The sequence below is a fragment of the Maritimibacter alkaliphilus HTCC2654 genome (genome assembly GCF_000152805.1).
GTDB classification, from domain to species: Bacteria; Pseudomonadota; Alphaproteobacteria; order Rhodobacterales; family Rhodobacteraceae; genus Maritimibacter; species Maritimibacter alkaliphilus.
In genome coordinates, this window is the sequence record NZ_CH902578.1 from 722,363 (window position 1) to 738,744 (window position 16,382).

A 16,382-nucleotide genomic window follows, 5' to 3' on the forward strand; every position below is an offset into this window, starting at 1 on the left:
GTCACAGTGAAGACAGCACTTTTCGCCACCATCCTGACAATCGCCGCAGCGCCCGCGCTGGCCGACAGCTACGATTGCCTGATGGTCGAAGAATGTTTCGGCACCGATGCCTGCACCTCGTCCGACTGGGAATTCACGGTCGGCACGATGGAGGACGGATCGCTCCTCATGTCGTCGATGGCGGGCGAAATGCGTTACGAGCTGCTGGCCGAGGACGCAGGCTACACCGCATGGTCCGCCGCCAACATGGCGACCGGCGAAGTCGGCCTGATGACCCTCACCCCCGACTGGTCTGTGGTCGAAGTCGTCACGATGGGCCTTTACGAAGGCGCCGAGCGGACCGCTTTCGCCGGGAGGTGCATGGCCCGATGATCCGCACGCTCGCCCTTCTCGCGCTCACCCTGCCCGCCACGGTCCATGCCGAAGGCGCACGCATCAACATTAATTGCGCTTCAGCCAATGGCTACTTCACCTTTGCCTTTTCGCCTATCGATACCGATTCCAGCGGGGCTGGAAGTGTCAAAGTGAACGGCAGTGCTATTGTTGGCTTGACCGGTGGGTATTGGGGGCCATGGACTTGGTCAATCAATGGAAAAATCAACACCTTGCTAATTGATGGTTCCCTTGTTGATGAAGGCATTCCAATGCTTTTTCACACGCTTGACACCAATACTTTCCCTCAAACCTCGACTCTCACTAAACTGACTTGCGAGGCCCCAAGCTGATGGACCTGCTCAACGCCATCGTCGCCCTGTCGAACTTCGTGCTGATCCCCGCCATGGCCTATGGCAGCCAGTTGGCGCTCGGCGCGCTCGGGGTCACGCTGATCTACGGAATCCTGAGGTTCTCCAACTTCGCCCACGGCGACACGATGTCGTTCGGGACGATGGTGGTGATCCTGTTCACATGGCTCTTCCAAAGCTGGGGTCTGAGCCTCGGCCCCCTGCCCGTCGCGCTTCTCGCCCTGCCCTTCGGCATCGCGATCACCGCGCTTCTGGTGCTGGGCACCGACAAGGTCGTCTATGCCTATTACCGGCGGGTCAAAGCCAAACCGATCGTGCTGGTCATGGCCTCGATCGGCGTGATGTTCGTGCTGAACGGGGTCGTGCGCCTGATTATCGGGCCGGGCGACCAGAACTTCGCCGACGGGGCGCGGTTCGTCTTTACCGCCCGCGACTTCAAGGAATGGTCCGGGCTGGCCGAAGGTCTGGCGCTGAAATCCACGCAGCTCATCACCGTCATCACCGCCGCCATCGTCGTCGCCCTGCTGTTCTGGTTCCTCAACCGCACCCGCACCGGCAAGTCGATGCGCGCCTATTCGGATAACGAGGATCTGGCGCTCCTGTCCGGGATCAACCCCGAGCGCGTGGTGGCGATCACCTGGATCATCGTGGCCGCCCTCGCCGCCATCGCCGGGACGCTTTATGGCCTCGACAAGAGCTTCAAACCCTTCACCTATTTCCAGCTTCTGCTTCCGATCTTCGCCTCGGCCATCGTAGGCGGGCTCGGCTCGCCACTGGGCGCGATCGCGGGCGGGTTCGTCATCGCGTTTTCCGAGGTCATGGTGACCTATGCGTGGAAAAAGGTCGTGACCTACATCGTGCCCGAAGCCTGGGCACCGGACGGGCTGCTTCAGCTTCTGTCCACCGACTATAAATTCGCAGTCTCCTTCGCAATTCTGGTGATCGTGCTGCTGTTCCGACCAACGGGTCTGTTCCGGGGGAAATCGGTATGAGCATCAACTGGCGCAACATCGGACTTTTCGCGGCTGTCGGTCTGCTGATCCTCGGCACCGGCGTGTTCCAGAGCTGGAACCTCGCCCTCACGATCCTGAACATGGGGCTGATCTCGGCCATCATGGCGCTCGGCGTGAACATGCAGTGGGGCTATGCCGGGCTGTTCAACGTCGGCATCATGGGCTTCACCGCGCTTGGCGGGCTGGCGGTGGTCGTCACCTCCATCGCGCCGGTGGGCGAGGCTTGGTCGGCGGGCGGCCTGCGTGTGGTTTTCGCGCTGTTCGTGGGCCTTTGGGTGATCCTCGGCGCGGTGCAGATCTACAAACGCATGACGCCCGGCAAGACCCGCACGCTGGCCCTGCTCGCATTCCTGATCGTCGGATTCTTCGTCTACCGCGCGCTGTTCGACCCCGCGGTTCAGGCCATCGAGGCCGTGAACCCGGCCTCGCAAGGCTTTCTTGGCGGTCTTGGCCTGCCTGTGATCCTCGCCTGGCCCGTCGGCGGCCTGCTGGCGGCCGGGGCGGCCTGGGCCATCGGCAAGACCGCGCTCGGCCTGCGCTCCGATTACCTCGCCATCGCGACGCTGGGGATTTCCGAGATCATCGTCGCCATGCTCAAGAACGAGGACTGGCTGGGGCGTGGCGTGAAGAACGTCGTCGGCCTGCCCCGGCCCGTGCCCTACGAGATCGACCTCCAGCAATCGGCGGGCTTTGTCGACTGGGCGCAGAGCATCGGGGCCGATCCGGTGTCCACCTCGGCGGTCGTGGTCAAACTGGGCTATGCGGGCCTGTTCCTCGCCGTGCTGCTCGTTCTCATCTGGATGTCCGAAATGGCCCTGCGCTCGCCATGGGGCCGGATGATGCGTGCGATCCGTGACAACGAGGTCGCCGCGGAAGCGATGGGCAAGGATGTGACCCGCCGCCACCTGCAAATCTTCATCCTCGGCTCGGCGGTTGTCGGCATCGCTGGCGCGATGATGACGACGCTGGACGGCCAGCTTACGCCCGCGTCCTATCAGCCGCTCCGCTTCACCTTCCTCGTCTGGGTCATGGTGATCGTCGGTGGGTCAGGGAACAACTGGGGCGCCGTGCTGGGGGGCGTGGTGATCTGGTTCTTCTGGGTGCAGGTGGAGCCGATGGGTCAGGCCCTCATGGATCTGGTGACGGCCGGCATGTCCGAGGGTCCGCTCAAGTCGCACCTTCTTGGCTCGGCGGCGCATATGCGGCTCTTCACCATGGGGCTTATCATGCTGCTCGTCCTCAGGTTCAGCCCGCGCGGGCTGATCCCGGAAAAATGACGCCCCTCGCGGTTCCCGTCCTGATCCTTGCGGCGGGAACGTCTTCGCGGATGGGCGGGCGTGACAAGCTGATGGAAGAGGTCGGGGACAAGCCGCTTCTGCTCGACCGTGTCGAAGCGGCGCTCGCCACGGGTCAGCCGGTGATCGTCACCCTGCCCGCACGTGACGAACGGCCCGACCGCTGGGATTTGCTGGACGAAAAGCCGATTGCGGTGGTCGAGGTTCCCGATGCCGCCGACGGCATGGCGCGCTCGCTGGCCGCTGGTGTGTCGGCGCTGCCCGAGGGGGCGGTGGCCGTCATGGTCCTGCTGGCCGACATGCCAGATGTCACGACCGAGGATATGCGGCGTGTGCTGGCGGCGTTCGACGGGGAGGTGATCCTGCGCGGCGCCACGGCAGACGGCAAGCTGGGCCATCCGGTCGTGTTTCCGTTCCGCGATTTCGCCGCGCTGCGGTCGCTGGAAGGCGACGAGGGCGCAAAGACGATCATGGAAGCCAATGCCGACCGCGTTCGGCCCGTCGTCCTGCCCTATTCGCACGCGCGCACCGACCTCGACACGCCCGAAGATTGGGCGGCGTGGCGGCGCGGCGGTGACAGGTAATCAGATCGCGTCGAGCAGACGGGCTTCGCGGCCGTTCAGCGACATGCGCGGCGCGATATAGTTCGCTTCGCCGTTCTCATAGCGCAGGCGCGGCACGCATTCGGTGATCTCGGCCCACTGGTCCGGGAACCCGACGCGGATCGACCACATCTCGGGCGCGAAGCTTTCCATCCAGACGCCATTGGCGCGGATCAGTTCATGGGTGTCCAGGAGCACGTGCTTGAACCGCATGACCGAGCGCGGCACGTAATCGACGCCGTCGAGATGGGTCAGATCACCCACATCGGCCAGCACTTCGTCGGTGCCGAAGTAGAGTTCGTTCACCGGGTTGCGCACCAGAAGGCGCTGACCGGCGTTCAGGACGAGATTGCCCGCCTCGGGATCGGTGCCGAGCGCACCGGCCTTGATGCGCACCGGGCCACGTTCCGCGGCCTGCGCGTTCTCGTTCTCGTTGTCGTAGACGGACATGCTTTCACCGACCCAGCGCACGGTCGCCGTGCCGTTGTCGCGGGTGATGACCTGATCGCCGGCTTTCAGATCGCGCGACAGCTTCGGGCCATCGATGGTCTCGACAACCGCCGACGGGGCGAGGCCCGAGGTGGAAAAGGTCGTGAGCGGCGAGGAGCCGCGCGCATCGAGTAGGCCGGGGTCAAGGTCGCGGTCGACGGCGGGGGAGCGAAAATGCAGCATGTCGGGGCGTCCGTTCGGGGTTTGGTCAGGGGTCGCTATTAGGTCGACTTTCAAGCTATCGGGCAATCATGCCGAAACTATGAAGTTATTCGGGAAAATGTTGCCGGACCGCGCCATTGAATCCCCTTGTTTTCTTAAGGTTTTAGACGACCCGCCCTGAAATTGCCGCATTTCGCCACATTCGGGACAAATCCGGACCCTACTCCATGGCGCATCGCGGCCCGGCTCTTGCCACGCCTTCGGCCCCCGCGCTAGGCTCTGAAAGTCCTTGTTTTACTGGCGATCAGCGTCAGAGTACGGACGAATTGTTCCCCGTTCCGAAACAATCATCGCCATCGTTTCCAATTGTCATTCGTGGCGAAACAATGGCAGCAAAATGGCGTCCCACATTGTGCGATCACTCACTCACAACGCATCGCCCAAACGGAAAACAACCCCACGAAATCGCGTGAGGTTGCCTCCTGACGACTGAAACGATGGACCGGTTCAATCCGGCCATTCGCGGCCCAAAACATCGGACCGGGGGCAGCCCCTTCCCCTTTCAGGTCGGGTTGGCCCGCCCGGTTTCCCCGGCGGGCCGCTGCATTATTTGCGGAGCATCTTGGCTTCGTGCTTCTTCAGGATCCGGCGTGCCGAGGTGAAATCCTCGAGCCCTTCGCGGGTCTCCAGCTCCGGGAACAGTTCGAACAGTTCCTGACGCTGGGCGTTGCCGATGCCCTTGAGCGAGTAGTCGCCCGGCTGGAAGCTTTCCGACCACGTGCCGTCCGAGAGCACCACCTCGTGATGATCGAAGAGGAAGTGGATATAGGTCACCTCCCGCACATCGACCGTCATGATCTCTTTCGAGTCGACCAGGTGCTTGGCGGATGCCAGAACCTCGCGTTCGTCGAAGTAGAGCGCGGTCCGGTCGTTGGCCACCAGCATCCGGTGGTTCGGCGACACCAGCATGTCACGCTCCGGCAGGCCGTTGCCAAGGCTGCCCGCCTTGATGAGCACCGGCTTGAGGTGCTGCGAGCGGTTCAGTTCCTGCCACCCGATCTGCTTGTGGCCGATCCAGCGGATTTCCTGAATACCGTTGTCGCGGGTGATGACACGGTCGCCCTCGCCCAGCTCTTCCACCGGCACCTCGCCCTTCGGCGTCGCGATCAGCGTGCCGGGGGTGAAGCAGGGAACGATGTCTTCGATGTTGATGAAGTTCATCGTGCCCGTTGACACGCCGTTCGAGTCGAAGAACTCGACGAAGCCGTTTTCGGGGTTCGTTCCGTCCTTGGTGACCTTGAGCGATCCACCCGTCGGCTTGGTGCCGGTCAGGTCGAGCGTATCCCAGTCGTCGCCGCCTTCGCCGCCGTCGACGAAGTCGCCCACGTTGACGTTGATGAAGGTATCCCGGTCGTCACCACCATAGGCGTCATCCGCCCCGGCCCCGCCGTCGATGAGATCCTGCCCCTTGTCGCCATAAAGCTCGTCGTCGCCGTCGCCGCCATAGATGGTGTCGTCGTCGATCCCACCGTCGATGAAGTCGTCTCCGGCATCCCCATAGAGAATGTCGTCGTCGTCCTGACCGTATATGGTGTCGTTGCCGTCACCGCCCCGGATCACGTCCATGCCGTTCGACGGGCGCGGATCGAGGAAGGACGGGATCGGGCTGAGCGGGTCGTTGGTATCCGCGTCGCCGTAGTCGTCCACCGGATAGGCGTCGTCTTCGAGGTTCAGGATGTCCGGCGTGACCGGCCCCAGACCGCCCCAGATCTCGTCGTCCCCGGCACCGCCGTCGATGTCGTCCGAGCCGTGGCCGCCGATGATGTAGTCGTTACCGTCACCGCCCTGGATCGTATCGTCGTCGAGACCGCCGTCGATGGTGTCGTCCCCGGTTCCGCCGTCGATGGTATCGTCGTCGTCGCCCGTGGTGATGGTGTCGTCGCCGGCACCGCCGAAGACGGTATCCTTGTCGTTGTCCTCGTCGGCATCGTCCGGCACCCACTGATCGGGGGTGGTCGGCGCGAAGGGCCAGCCCGCCACGGTCTCGCCGGGTGCAAAGCCGTAGTCCGAAGCCTCGGTCGGGGCCGAGGTGTCGATGATATCGTCCCCGTCCTCGCCGTAGACCGTATCGGACCCGTCGCCGCCGCGCACATCGTCGTCGCCGTCACCGGCATAGATCGTGTCGTCGCCGTCGTAGCCTTCGATGATGTCATCGTCCGGCCCTTTGCCCGGGAAGATGTTGTCACCCGCGTCGACCATGTCGTTTTCGGGATCGCCGGTATAGCCGGTGTCGATCAGATCGTCGCCGTCCGTGCCCTCGACGATGCCGTCGTTGACGAGAATGGTGACGGTGGCCGTATCGGTCAGCCCGTCCTCATCCTGGATCGTGTAATCGACGGTCACATAGCCATCGACGGTCGGCGTATAGGTGAGCGTCCCGTCCGGGTTGATGACCACGCTGCCTTCCGAGGCCACGGCCGAGATCACCTGAAGGTTGGCGTCGTCGCCATCCGGGTCGGTGTCGTTGGCGAGCACGTCGATCGTGACCGTCGCGTTGATCGGCACGTTCGCCGTATCGTCGTTGGCCAGCGGCGGCGCATCCACGCCCACCGAAACCGTGACCGTCGCCGTATCCGTCGCACCCTGATCGTCCGCGATCGTGTAGGTGAACGTGTCGGTGCCGGTGAACCCGGTGTCCGGTGTGTAGATGAACGCTCCGTTCGCATTGACGACGACCGAACCGTTCGACGGGTTGGTGTTCGACGTGACCGTCTGGGGATCGCCCTCGGGGTCGGTGTCGTTCGCCAGCACGTTGCCCGCGACCGCCGTGTTCAGGTCGGTGGCGAAGGCGTCGTCCACCGCTTCGGTGGTGTTCTGGTTGTTGCCGTCGTCCTGCACCACGACCGTGATGGTCGCCGTGTCGGTCAGACCGTTGCCGTCACTGATCGTGTATTCGAACGTGTCGGTCCCGGTGAAGTCCGCCGTCGGCGTGTAGGACACCGTGCCATCGCCGTTGTCGGTGACGGTTCCGTTCGTCGCCGTGCCCACGTCGATGATGGTCAGCGGATCGCCGTCCGGGTCTTCGTCGTTCGTGCGCGGATCGAAGGTCAGCGTCGTGCCCTCGTCGATCACCCGCACGTCATCCTCGGCGTCGGGTGCGTCGTTGACCGGGGTCATGGTCACCGTGACGGTGGCCGTGTCGGTGGCGCCCTGATCGTCGGTCACCGTGTAAGTGAAGGTGTCGGTGCCGGTGAAGTCGAGGTTCGGCTTGTAGGTCACCGTCCCGTCCGGGTTCAGCGTCGCGGTGCCGTTCGTGGGGGTGCCCACGCTCGTCACCGTGAAGTCGTCGCCCTCGGGGTCCGAGTCGTTCGCCGTCAGGTCCACGATCAGCGTCGTGTCCTCGTCGATCGTGTAGGCGTCGTCCACCGCGTCGACCGAGTTCATCGGGCCCATGCCGACCGAGACCGTGACGGTCGCCGTGTCGGTCGCGCCCTGATCGTCGGTGATCGTGTAGGTGAAGCTGTCCGTGCCGGTGAAGTCGGTGTCCGGCGTGTAGGTCAGCGTGCCGCCCGGTCCGGTCGTGACCGTCCCGTTCGTGCCCTGCCCGAAGGAGGTGACCGAGAAGGTATCGCCCTCGGGATCGGTGTCGTTGGCCAGAACCGGCACGTTCACCGCCGTGTTCGGATCGGTCTGGGCCATGTCGTCCACGGCATCCACCGTGTTCACGCCGTCCTGCGTCACGTTCACCGTCACCGTCGCCGTGTCGGTCGCGCCCTGCGAGTCCACGATGGTGTAGGTGAAGCTGTCGGTGCCGAAGTAATCCGGGTCCGGCGTGTAAGTCAGCGTGCCGCCCGGTCCGGCCGTCACGGTGCCGTTCGCGCCCTGCCCGAAGCTCTGGATCGAGAAGCTGTCGCCCTGCGGGTCGCTGTCGTTGGCCAGCACGTCGATGTTGACCGCGTCGTCCTCCGAGGTGGTCGCGCTGTCGTTGCGCGCCACGACCGAGTTCATGCCGCCGTCGCCGTTCACCACCACCGTCACGGTCGCCGTGTCGGTGCCGCCGTTGCCGTCGGAGATGGTGTATTCGAACGTGTCGGTGCCGACGAAATCGTCGTTCGGATCGTAGGTCACCGTGCCGTCGTTGTTGTTCACGACTGTGCCGAAGCTCGGCGTCGTGACATTGGTGACGGTCAGCGGATCGCCGTCCACGTCGGTGTCGTTCGCGATGACGTCGATCAGCAGCGGATCGGTGTCGTCGGTGACGCGCACGTCATCCTCGGCATCCGGGTTGTCGTTCACCGGCGCCATGCTGACGGTCACGGTCGCGGTATCGGTCGCGCCCTGATCGTCGGTGATGGTGTAGGTGAAGGTATCGGTCCCGGTGAAGTCCTGGTTCGGCTTGTAGGTCACCGTCCCGTCCGGGTTCAGCGTCGCCGTCCCGTTCGTGGGCGTGCCCACCGCCGTCACCGAGAAATCGTCCCCCTGCGGGTCCGAGTCGTTCCCCGTCAGATCCACGATCAGCGTCGTGTCCTCGTCGATGTCATAGCTGTCATCGACAGCGTTCACGCTGTTCTGGCCGTTGTCGCCCTGCACCACCACGGTCACCGTCGCGGTGTCCGTCGCGCCGTTGCCGTCACTGATCGTGTATTCGAACGTGTCGGTCCCGGTGAAATCGGTGTTCGGCGTGTAGGTCAGCGTGCCGCCCGGACCATCCGTGACCGTGCCGTTGGTCGGCTGGTCGTAGGAGGTGATCGTCAGCGGATCGTTGTCGGCATCCTCGTCGTTGGCGAGCACGTCGATATCGACCGAGGTTCCCTCGTCGATGACGGTGATGTCATCCTCGGCGTCGGGTGCGTCGTTGACCGGGGTCATGGTCACCGTGACGGTGGCCGTGTCGGTGGCGCCCTGATCGTCGGTCACCGTGTAAGTGAAGGTGTCGGTGCCGGTGAAGTCGAGGTTCGGCTTGTAGGTCACCGTCCCGTCCGGGTTCAGCGTCGCGGTGCCGTTCGTGGGGGTGCCCACGCTCGTCACCGTGAAGTCGTCGCCCTCGGGGTCCGAGTCGTTCGCCGTCAGGTCCACGATCAGCGTCGTGTCCTCGTCGATCGTGTAGGCGTCGTCCACCGCGTCGACCGAGTTCATCGGGCCCATGCCGACCGAGACCGTGACGGTCGCCGTGTCGGTCGCGCCCTGATCGTCGGTGATCGTGTAGGTGAAGCTGTCCGTGCCGGTGAAGTCGGTGTCCGGCGTGTAGGTCAGCGTGCCGCCCGGTCCGGTCGTGACCGTCCCGTTCGTGCCCTGCCCGAAGGAGGTGACCGAGAAGGTATCGCCCTCGGGATCGGTGTCGTTGGCCAGAACCGGCACGTTCACCGCCGTGTTCGGATCGGTCTGGGCCATGTCGTCCACGGCATCCACCGTGTTCACGCCGTCCTGCGTCACGTTCACCGTCACCGTCGCCGTGTCGGTCGCGCCCTGCGAGTCCACGATGGTGTAGGTGAAGCTGTCGGTGCCGAAGTAATCCGGGTCCGGCGTGTAGGTCAGCGTGCCGCCCGGCCCGGCCGTCACGGTGCCGTTCGCGCCCTGCCCGAAGCTCTGGATCGAGAAGCTGTCGCCCTGCGGATCGCTGTCGTTGGCCAGCACGTCGATGTTGACCGCGTCGTCCTCCGAGGTGGTCGCGCTGTCGTTGCGCGCCACGACCGAGTTCATGCCGCCGTCGCCGTTCACCACCACCGTCACGGTCGCCGTGTCGGTGCCGCCGTTGCCGTCGGAGATGGTGTATTCGAACGTGTCGGTGCCGACGAAATCGTCGTTCGGATCGTAGGTCACCGTGCCGTCGTTGTTGTTCACGACTGTGCCGAAGCTCGGCGTCGTGACATTGGTGACGGTCAGCGGATCGCCGTCCACGTCGGTGTCGTTCGCGATGACGTCGATCAGCAGCGGATCGGTGTCGTCGGTGACGCGCACGTCATCCTCGGCATCCGGGTTGTCGTTCACCGGCGCCATGCTGACGGTCACGGTCGCGGTATCGGTCGCGCCCTGATCGTCGGTGATGGTGTAGGTGAAGGTATCGGTCCCGGTGAAGTCCTGGTTCGGCTTGTAGGTCACCGTCCCGTCCGGGTTCAGCGTCGCCGTCCCGTTCGTGGGCGTGCCCACCGCCGTCACCGAGAAATCGTCCCCCTGCGGGTCCGAGTCGTTCCCCGTCAGATCCACGATCAGCGTCGTGTCCTCGTCGATGTCGTAGCTGTCATCGACAGCGTTCACGCTGTTCTGGCCGCCGGCGTTCACCGTGACCGTCACGGTCGCCGTATCGGTCGCCCCCTGATCGTCGGTGATGGTGTAGGTGAAGGTATCGACCCCGGTGAACCCGGCATCCGGGGTGTAGGTCAGCACACCGTTGGCATCCGCCGAGACGGAGCCGTTCGTGCCGTTCGAGAACCCGGTGACCGAGAAGCTGTCGCCCTCGGGGTCCGTGTCGTTCGCGAGCACGGCCACCGCGACCGCGTTTCCGGCGGTCGTCGTGGCGCTGTCGTCCACCGCATCGACTGTGTTGTTGTCGACGTCGCCCACGAACACCGTGACGGTCGCCGTGTCCTGACCGCCGTTGCCGTCGGTGATGGTGTAGGTGAAGGTATCCGTGCCGGTGAAATCGGCATTGGGCGTGTAGGTCAGCGGGCCGGTGCCGCCCCCGGTCACGGTGCCGTTGGTGCCCTGCCCGTAGCTCAACACGTTCAGCGTGTCGCCGTCCGGATCGCTGTCGTTGGCCAGCACGTCGATGTCGACAGGCGTGTTCTCATCCGTGAGTTCGACGTCGTTCTCGGCGTCCGGATCGTCCTGCACCGCGCCCACGTTGATCGTGACGGTCGCCGTGTCGGTCGCGCCCTGATCGTCGGTGATCGTATAGGTGAAGGTGTCGGTGCCGTTGAAGTCGTCATTCGGCTTGTAGGTGACCGTCCCGTCGGGGTTCAACGTCGTCGTGCCGTTGGCGGCGGAGCCGACCGAGGTGATCGAGAAATCGTCGCCCTCCGGGTCGCTGTCGTTCGCCGTCAGATCGACGATGAGCGTCGTGTCCTCGTCGATGTTGTAGCTGTCGTCCACCGCGTCGACCGAGTTCTGGCCGCCCGCGTTCACCGTGACCGTCACGGTCGCCGTGTCGGTCGCGCCCTGGGAATCGACGATGGTGTAGGTGAAGGTGTCCTGCCCGGTGAAGCCCGCGTCGGGGGTGTAGGTCAGGTTGCCGTCCGCGTCAGCGGTGACCGACCCGTTCGTGCCGTCCGAGAAGCCCGAGATCGAGAAGGTATCGCCCTGCGGGTCTGTGTCGTTGGACAGAACCGCGATTTCGATCGGATTCCCGGCCGTGGTCGTGGCGGAATCGTCGTTTGCGACGACCGAGTTGTCGTCCACGTCGCCGACCACGACCGTTACGGTCGCCGTGTCCTGACCGCCGTTGCCGTCGGTGATGGTGTAGGTGAAGGTGTCGACCCCGGTGAAGCCGGAGTTCGGCGTGTAGGTCAGCGGACCGGTGCCGCCCCCGGTCACGGTGCCGTTGGTGCCCTGCCCGTAGCTCAACACGTTCAGCGTGTCGCCGTCCGGATCGCTGTCGTTGGCCAGCACGTCGATGTCGACAGGCGTGTTCTCATCCGTGAGTTCGACGTCGTTCTCGGCGTCCGGATCGTCCTGCACCGCGCCCACGTTGATCGTGACGGTCGCCGTGTCGGTCGCGCCCTGATCGTCGGTGATCGTGTAGGTGAAGGTGTCGGTGCCGTTGAAGTCGTCGTTCGGCTTGTAGGTGACGGTCCCATCGGGGTTCAGCGTCGTCGTGCCGTTGGTGGCCGAGCCGACCGAAGTGATCGAGAAATCGTCGCCCTCCGGGTCGCTGTCGTTCGCCGTCAGGTCGACGATGAGCGTCGTGTCCTCGTCGATGTTGTAGCTGTCGTCCACCGCGTCGACGCTGTTGCCGCCGCCGTTGTCATTGACCGAGACGGTGACCGTCGCGGTATCCGTGCCGCCGTTCCCGTCGGACACGGTGTAGGTGAACGTGTCCGTGCCGGTGAAACCGGTATTGGGCGTGTAGGTGATGGTGCCGTCGCCGTTGTCCGTCACCGAGCCGTTCGTCGGGTCGGTGCCGCCGATGATCGTCAGCGTGTCGCCATCCGGGTCGCTGTCGTTGGCGAGGACTTCGACCGTCACAGCGGTGTCCGGGAAGGTGTTGGTCGTATCGTTGACCGCGTCCGGGTCCTGGTTGCCGCCGTTGGGATCGGTCACGCAGACGGTCACCGTCGCCGTGTCTTGGCCGCCGTTGCCGTCGGTGATCGTGTAGGTGAAGGTGTCTTCGCCCACGAAGCCCGGGTTTGGCGTGTAGGTGACGGTGCCGTCGCCGTTGTTGGTGACCGTGCCGTTCGCCGGATCGGTCCCGCCGATGACGGTGAGCGTGTCACCGTCCGGGTCGCTGTCGTTGCCGGTCAGGTCGATCTGGACCGGGTCGCCCTCGGTCGTGTTGGCCGCATCGTCGACCGCATCCGGGTCTTCATTGTTTTCGTTCGGATCGCATTCCACACGGATGCAGACGGTCGCCGTGTCGGTGCCGCCGTTCCCGTCGGAGATGGTGTAGGTGAAGCTGTCGTTGCCCGTGTAGCCGTCGTCCGGCGTATAGGTCACCGTGCCGTTGGCGTTGACCGTGACGGTGCCGTGGCTCGGGTTGCCGGTGCTCACGATCTTGAGCGCGTCGCCATCCACGTCGCTGTCGTTGTTCAGAACGCCGACCGTGACCGGATCGCCTTCGTAGGTGCTCGCGCTGTCATTGACCGCGTCCGGGTCGTTGTTGCGATCGCCGCCGCCGCACTTGCCGTAGGAAAACGAGCCGTACTTGAAGTAGCCGTAAAGGTTTTTGCTATAGAACGTCATTTCACTGTTTCCCTTGCTCAAGTCCGCGGCGCTCTGCGCCGTCGGTAACCGTCATGCACGCATGGTTTTCGTTACCGGCGCCTGCCGCACCGGTGCTGAAGTCGCTGATTTCATTGGGTTGAATCACTCGAACGCCGAAGGCACCCGTGCGCGTCGCACAGATGATGAGTTCGTTATCGGTCAAAGACAGCATCGTCTTCTATGTCCCCTCGCCTTGGCGTTCGTTCCTGACCCAAGCATCGGGCGACACCGCGAAGCCACGGATGTGCCGCACACACCTTGGTACACCTGCCATGTGAGGAGAGGTCGGGCCCGACTGGGACCCGGCTGGACCTGAAAAATCGATGAGGACCCCCCGTCCGCACGACCGTTCGCCCAGCTTGCAGACCGCCGCACAGCGATCGGCACACACCTCTACCCCACGGCAAATACCGTGGTTCTCGTGTGCGGCCGCCCCCGTGGCCTACAGACATCGCCCCCCAGTTGGGCACTTTGAAATTACTCCCAACCTCGTGTCCAAAAAAGGGAATTCTCGCGGAAACTTCTGTCGGGCCGCGCCGAAATCGTTAACAATCAATCACATCCGATCCGCGGATCGATCCGCCGGATGAGCCGTTTGTTTCGCCACCGGAGACAATTTCAACCCGCGCGTGCAGGCGAAACTACCAGTCTCGGTTATCAACGCCCTTTTCTGTAACACTTATCCACAGATCAGGGCGAATTTAGGTGAATATTACCCGTTCTATTGTTTCCGTAACGACAACTGGCCAAAATCGATGTCGTGGAAACAAACGGGCAAATGCCGACAGAGACTCGCCCAAATCATTGGTATGGCTAACGTTCTCAAAATGAGACCAATGCCGCCGAAACCGCCGGTTCTGTTCCGAGCGAACGTCCGAAAGGCCTTAACAAAACCCGAATCAACGACACGCGTAATCCGCAGGGCGAGGCCAAATCGGCACAGGCGCACATTCCGGCAAAGGCTTGCCGCTTCGCAAGGTCTGGATCGGCTGGATGGTGCCCGAGGTCGGACTCGAACCGACACGATATTGCTACCGGGGGATTTTGAATCCCCTGCGTCTACCATTCCGCCACTCGGGCACGACGCTTCGTCTAGCCCTGCACGGCGGCTGCGTCAACGGCGGTTAGAGCCTGTCGGTGGCGAAGGTATCGCAGGCGTTCAGATCGCCCGTCTCATAGCCGGTGGCGAACCACCGCTGGCGCTGCTCCGAGGTGCCGTGCGTGAAGGTGTGCGGCATCGGCACGCGGCCCGCGTTTCGTTGCAGCGTATCGTCGCCGATCTGTTTCGCGGCATTCATCGCCTCGGCGATGTCGCCACGTTCGAGCGAACCGAACTGCGCCTCGGCCTGCCGCGCCCAGATGCCCGAGAAACAGTCGGCCTGAAGCTCGATCCGGACCGAGATTTCGTTCGACTGCGCCGCACTGACCTGCGCGCGAACCCGGTTCGCTTCGCCGAGAATACCAAGCTGGTCCTGAACCGAATGCGCCACCTCATGCGCCACGACATAGGCGGCCGCGAAATCGCCGCCCGCGCCGAGCTGACGCTCCATCGTGGTGAAGAACGCGGTGTCGAGATAGATCTTGCGGTCGCCCGGACAGTAGAACGGCCCGGTCGCACCGGAGGCGCCACCGCAGGCGGACCGGGTCACGCCCTTGTAAAGAACCAGCGTCGGCGGTGCGTAGGCCCCGTCCACCTGACGGTCGAAGATGCCCGCCCAGACCTCCTCGGTATCGGCCAGCGTGACGGACACGAACTGGGCTGCGCGGTCGTCGGCTTCGGTGACCTCGCCCCCGCCCTGGGTTCCGGTCACTTCGTCCAGGATCGGCGTCACGTCGATCCCCGCGAAATAGCCGATGGCGAGAATGACCAGCAGGCCCACGCCGCCGATCCCCGCCGTGCCGCCGGACATCCGCCTGCGATCTTCGATGTTCCGGCTGCCGCGCCGCCCTTGCCATTTCATCCGAGTCTCCCTTCGGAATTCACAACCTGTTTATGGTGCCGCCGGTTCCCGCCGAACGCATCTGCTTGACCCTTGCTGCGTTTTCAGTGCTTTTATCCGGCAAAAAGGGGCCGGGCATGCTGAGACGACTATACGACTGGACCATCGGTCTTGCGCAATCACCCTATGCGATGTGGGGTCTCGCGCTGGTCGCATTCCTTGAAAGCTCGGTCTTTCCGATCCCGCCCGACATCCTGATGATCCCGATGATCATCGCCATGCCGCGCAAGGCCTTCCTGATCGCCGGCGTCGCGCTCGTCTCGTCCGTCGCGGGCGGGATGCTGGGCTACTACATCGGCTGGGGCCTGTTCGAGAGTATCGGACGCCCGGTGCTCGAGTTCTACGGCAAGGACGCCTATTTCGACGAATTCGCGGTGCGCTATAACGAATGGGGCGCGTGGATGGTGCTGATGGCGGGCGTCACGCCCTTCCCATACAAGGTCATCACCATCCTGTCGGGGTCCACGGGCCTGAACTTCGGCGTGTTCATGATCTCGTCGATCATCGCGCGCGGATTGCGGTTCTTCGTGGTCGCCGGGCTGTTGTGGAAATTCGGCGAACCGATCCGGGACTTCATCGAAAAGCGGCTCGGGCTCATGTTCGTCCTGCTGGTTGTCCTCCTCCTCGCGGGCTTTTACGTGGTGAAATTCATATGACACTGAACTGGAAACAACTGGTCCTCGTGGCCACCCTCGGGTCCGTCGCCCTGCTTGGCGGTGCCTTCGTGTTCCAGGCGTTGGGATATGCGCCCTGCAAGATGTGCTATTGGCAGCGTTATCCCCATGCCGTGGCGATCCTGATCGGCGTCGTGGCGCTGGCGCTCGGTCGCAGGTGGCTGGCCTGGCTCGGGGCGCTGGCCGCGCTGACGACCTCCGGCATCGGCGTGTTCCACTCCGGCGTCGAACGCGACCTGTGGGAAGGTCCGTCAAGCTGCACGGGCGGGTCCACGGCGGGGCTGTCGACCGACGACCTCATGGATCAGATCATGTCGGCGCCGCTGGTGCGCTGCGACGAGATTCCGTGGGAGATGTTCGGCGTGACGATGGCGAACCTTAACGCCCTGATTTCCCTCGCCCTCGCGGTGATCTGGGTCATCGCGGCCCGGCGCGCCGCCGCCTGATTTCGGACCGGGCTGCGCCCGATCCGACCCGCTGGAGGGGCC

11 protein-coding genes and 1 tRNA gene are annotated in these 16,382 nt (G+C 64.0%); 7 read left to right on the plus strand and 5 right to left on the minus strand.

From position 1 onward, the window contains the following. Positions 1–6: 6 nt before the first annotated feature. Genes RB2654_RS04685 through RB2654_RS04700 form a run of 5 tightly spaced genes read left to right on the plus strand, consistent with a single transcriptional unit; the run spans position 7 to position 3,635 of the window. Entirely contained in the window at positions 7–372 is a 366-nt protein-coding gene (locus RB2654_RS04685; RefSeq protein ID WP_008329024.1) for a hypothetical protein, read from the plus strand. Then, positions 369–725 carry a hypothetical protein gene (locus RB2654_RS23315; RefSeq protein WP_148912586.1) on the plus strand — a complete coding sequence of 119 codons (357 nt, stop codon included), beginning with the start codon at positions 369–371 and terminating at the stop codon, positions 723–725. Before RB2654_RS04685 ends, RB2654_RS23315 begins: the two co-directional genes overlap by 4 nt. After that, positions 725–1,735 carry a branched-chain amino acid ABC transporter permease gene (locus tag RB2654_RS04690; protein WP_008329025.1) on the plus strand — a complete coding sequence of 337 codons (1,011 nt, stop codon included), beginning with the start codon at positions 725–727 and terminating at the stop codon, positions 1,733–1,735. The genes RB2654_RS23315 and RB2654_RS04690 overlap by 1 nt, the downstream gene beginning before the upstream one ends. Next, entirely contained in the window at positions 1,732–3,033 is a 1,302-nt protein-coding gene (locus RB2654_RS04695; protein WP_008329026.1) for a branched-chain amino acid ABC transporter permease, read from the plus strand. Before RB2654_RS04690 ends, RB2654_RS04695 begins: the two co-directional genes overlap by 4 nt. Further along, entirely contained in the window at positions 3,030–3,635 is a 606-nt protein-coding gene (locus RB2654_RS04700) for a nucleotidyltransferase family protein (RefSeq protein WP_008329027.1), read from the plus strand. Before RB2654_RS04695 ends, RB2654_RS04700 begins: the two co-directional genes overlap by 4 nt. On the opposite strand, the gene RB2654_RS04705 is transcribed toward RB2654_RS04700, so the two are convergent. The 5 genes from RB2654_RS04705 to ypfJ all read right to left on the minus strand — a co-directional run bounded on the left by RB2654_RS04705 (position 3,636) and on the right by ypfJ (position 15,181). Further along, entirely contained in the window at positions 3,636–4,325 is a 690-nt protein-coding gene (locus RB2654_RS04705) for a Hint domain-containing protein (RefSeq protein WP_008329028.1), read from the minus strand. Positions 4,326–4,910: 585 nt separating this feature from the next. Next, positions 4,911–13,199: an Ig-like domain-containing protein gene (locus RB2654_RS23320; RefSeq protein ID WP_008329030.1), complete on the minus strand. Its 8,289-nt coding sequence runs from the start codon at positions 13,197–13,199 to the stop codon at positions 4,911–4,913. A gap of 1 nt (position 13,200) precedes the next feature. Beyond that, positions 13,201–13,392: a hypothetical protein gene (locus RB2654_RS04715; protein WP_008329031.1), complete on the minus strand. Its 192-nt coding sequence runs from the start codon at positions 13,390–13,392 to the stop codon at positions 13,201–13,203. Between the two features lie 822 nt (positions 13,393–14,214). Further along, a tRNA-Leu gene (locus RB2654_RS04720) sits at positions 14,215–14,300 on the minus strand. Positions 14,301–14,344: 44 nt separating this feature from the next. Next, positions 14,345–15,181 (minus strand): KPN_02809 family neutral zinc metallopeptidase, encoded by an 837-nt coding sequence (gene ypfJ / locus RB2654_RS04725; RefSeq protein WP_008329032.1) that lies wholly within the window; start codon positions 15,179–15,181, stop codon positions 14,345–14,347. A gap of 116 nt (positions 15,182–15,297) precedes the next feature. Between ypfJ and RB2654_RS04730 the strand changes: the two genes are divergently transcribed. Together RB2654_RS04730 and RB2654_RS04735 are read left to right on the plus strand one after the other, a co-directional pair. After that, complete coding sequence (locus tag RB2654_RS04730; protein ID WP_040884404.1) at positions 15,298–15,876, plus strand: YqaA family protein; 579 nt, start codon at positions 15,298–15,300, stop codon at positions 15,874–15,876. Continuing rightward, complete coding sequence (locus tag RB2654_RS04735; protein WP_008329034.1) at positions 15,873–16,340, plus strand: disulfide bond formation protein B; 468 nt, start codon at positions 15,873–15,875, stop codon at positions 16,338–16,340. The genes RB2654_RS04730 and RB2654_RS04735 overlap by 4 nt, the downstream gene beginning before the upstream one ends. The last annotated feature ends 42 nt before the right edge of the window (positions 16,341–16,382 follow it).

What these genes read in the sequence shown, in the direction of transcription:
- RB2654_RS23320 (WP_008329030.1), bottom strand. Translation starts at nt 13,199, where the DNA reads ATGACGTTCTATAGCAAAAACCTTTACGGCTACTTCAAGTACGGCTCG.
- RB2654_RS04715 (WP_008329031.1), bottom strand. Translation starts at nt 13,392, where the DNA reads ATGCTGTCTTTGACCGATAACGAACTCATCATCTGTGCGACGCGCACG.
- RB2654_RS04705 (WP_008329028.1), bottom strand. Translation starts at nt 4,325, where the DNA reads ATGCTGCATTTTCGCTCCCCCGCCGTCGACCGCGACCTTGACCCCGGC.
- RB2654_RS04695 (WP_008329026.1), top strand. Translation starts at nt 1,732, where the DNA reads ATGAGCATCAACTGGCGCAACATCGGACTTTTCGCGGCTGTCGGTCTG.
- RB2654_RS04690 (WP_008329025.1), top strand. Translation starts at nt 725, where the DNA reads ATGGACCTGCTCAACGCCATCGTCGCCCTGTCGAACTTCGTGCTGATC.
- ypfJ (WP_008329032.1), bottom strand. Translation starts at nt 15,181, where the DNA reads ATGAAATGGCAAGGGCGGCGCGGCAGCCGGAACATCGAAGATCGCAGG.
- RB2654_RS23315 (WP_148912586.1), top strand. Translation starts at nt 369, where the DNA reads ATGATCCGCACGCTCGCCCTTCTCGCGCTCACCCTGCCCGCCACGGTC.
- RB2654_RS04700 (WP_008329027.1), top strand. Translation starts at nt 3,030, where the DNA reads ATGACGCCCCTCGCGGTTCCCGTCCTGATCCTTGCGGCGGGAACGTCT.
- RB2654_RS04730 (WP_040884404.1), top strand. Translation starts at nt 15,298, where the DNA reads ATGCTGAGACGACTATACGACTGGACCATCGGTCTTGCGCAATCACCC.
- RB2654_RS04735 (WP_008329034.1), top strand. Translation starts at nt 15,873, where the DNA reads ATGACACTGAACTGGAAACAACTGGTCCTCGTGGCCACCCTCGGGTCC.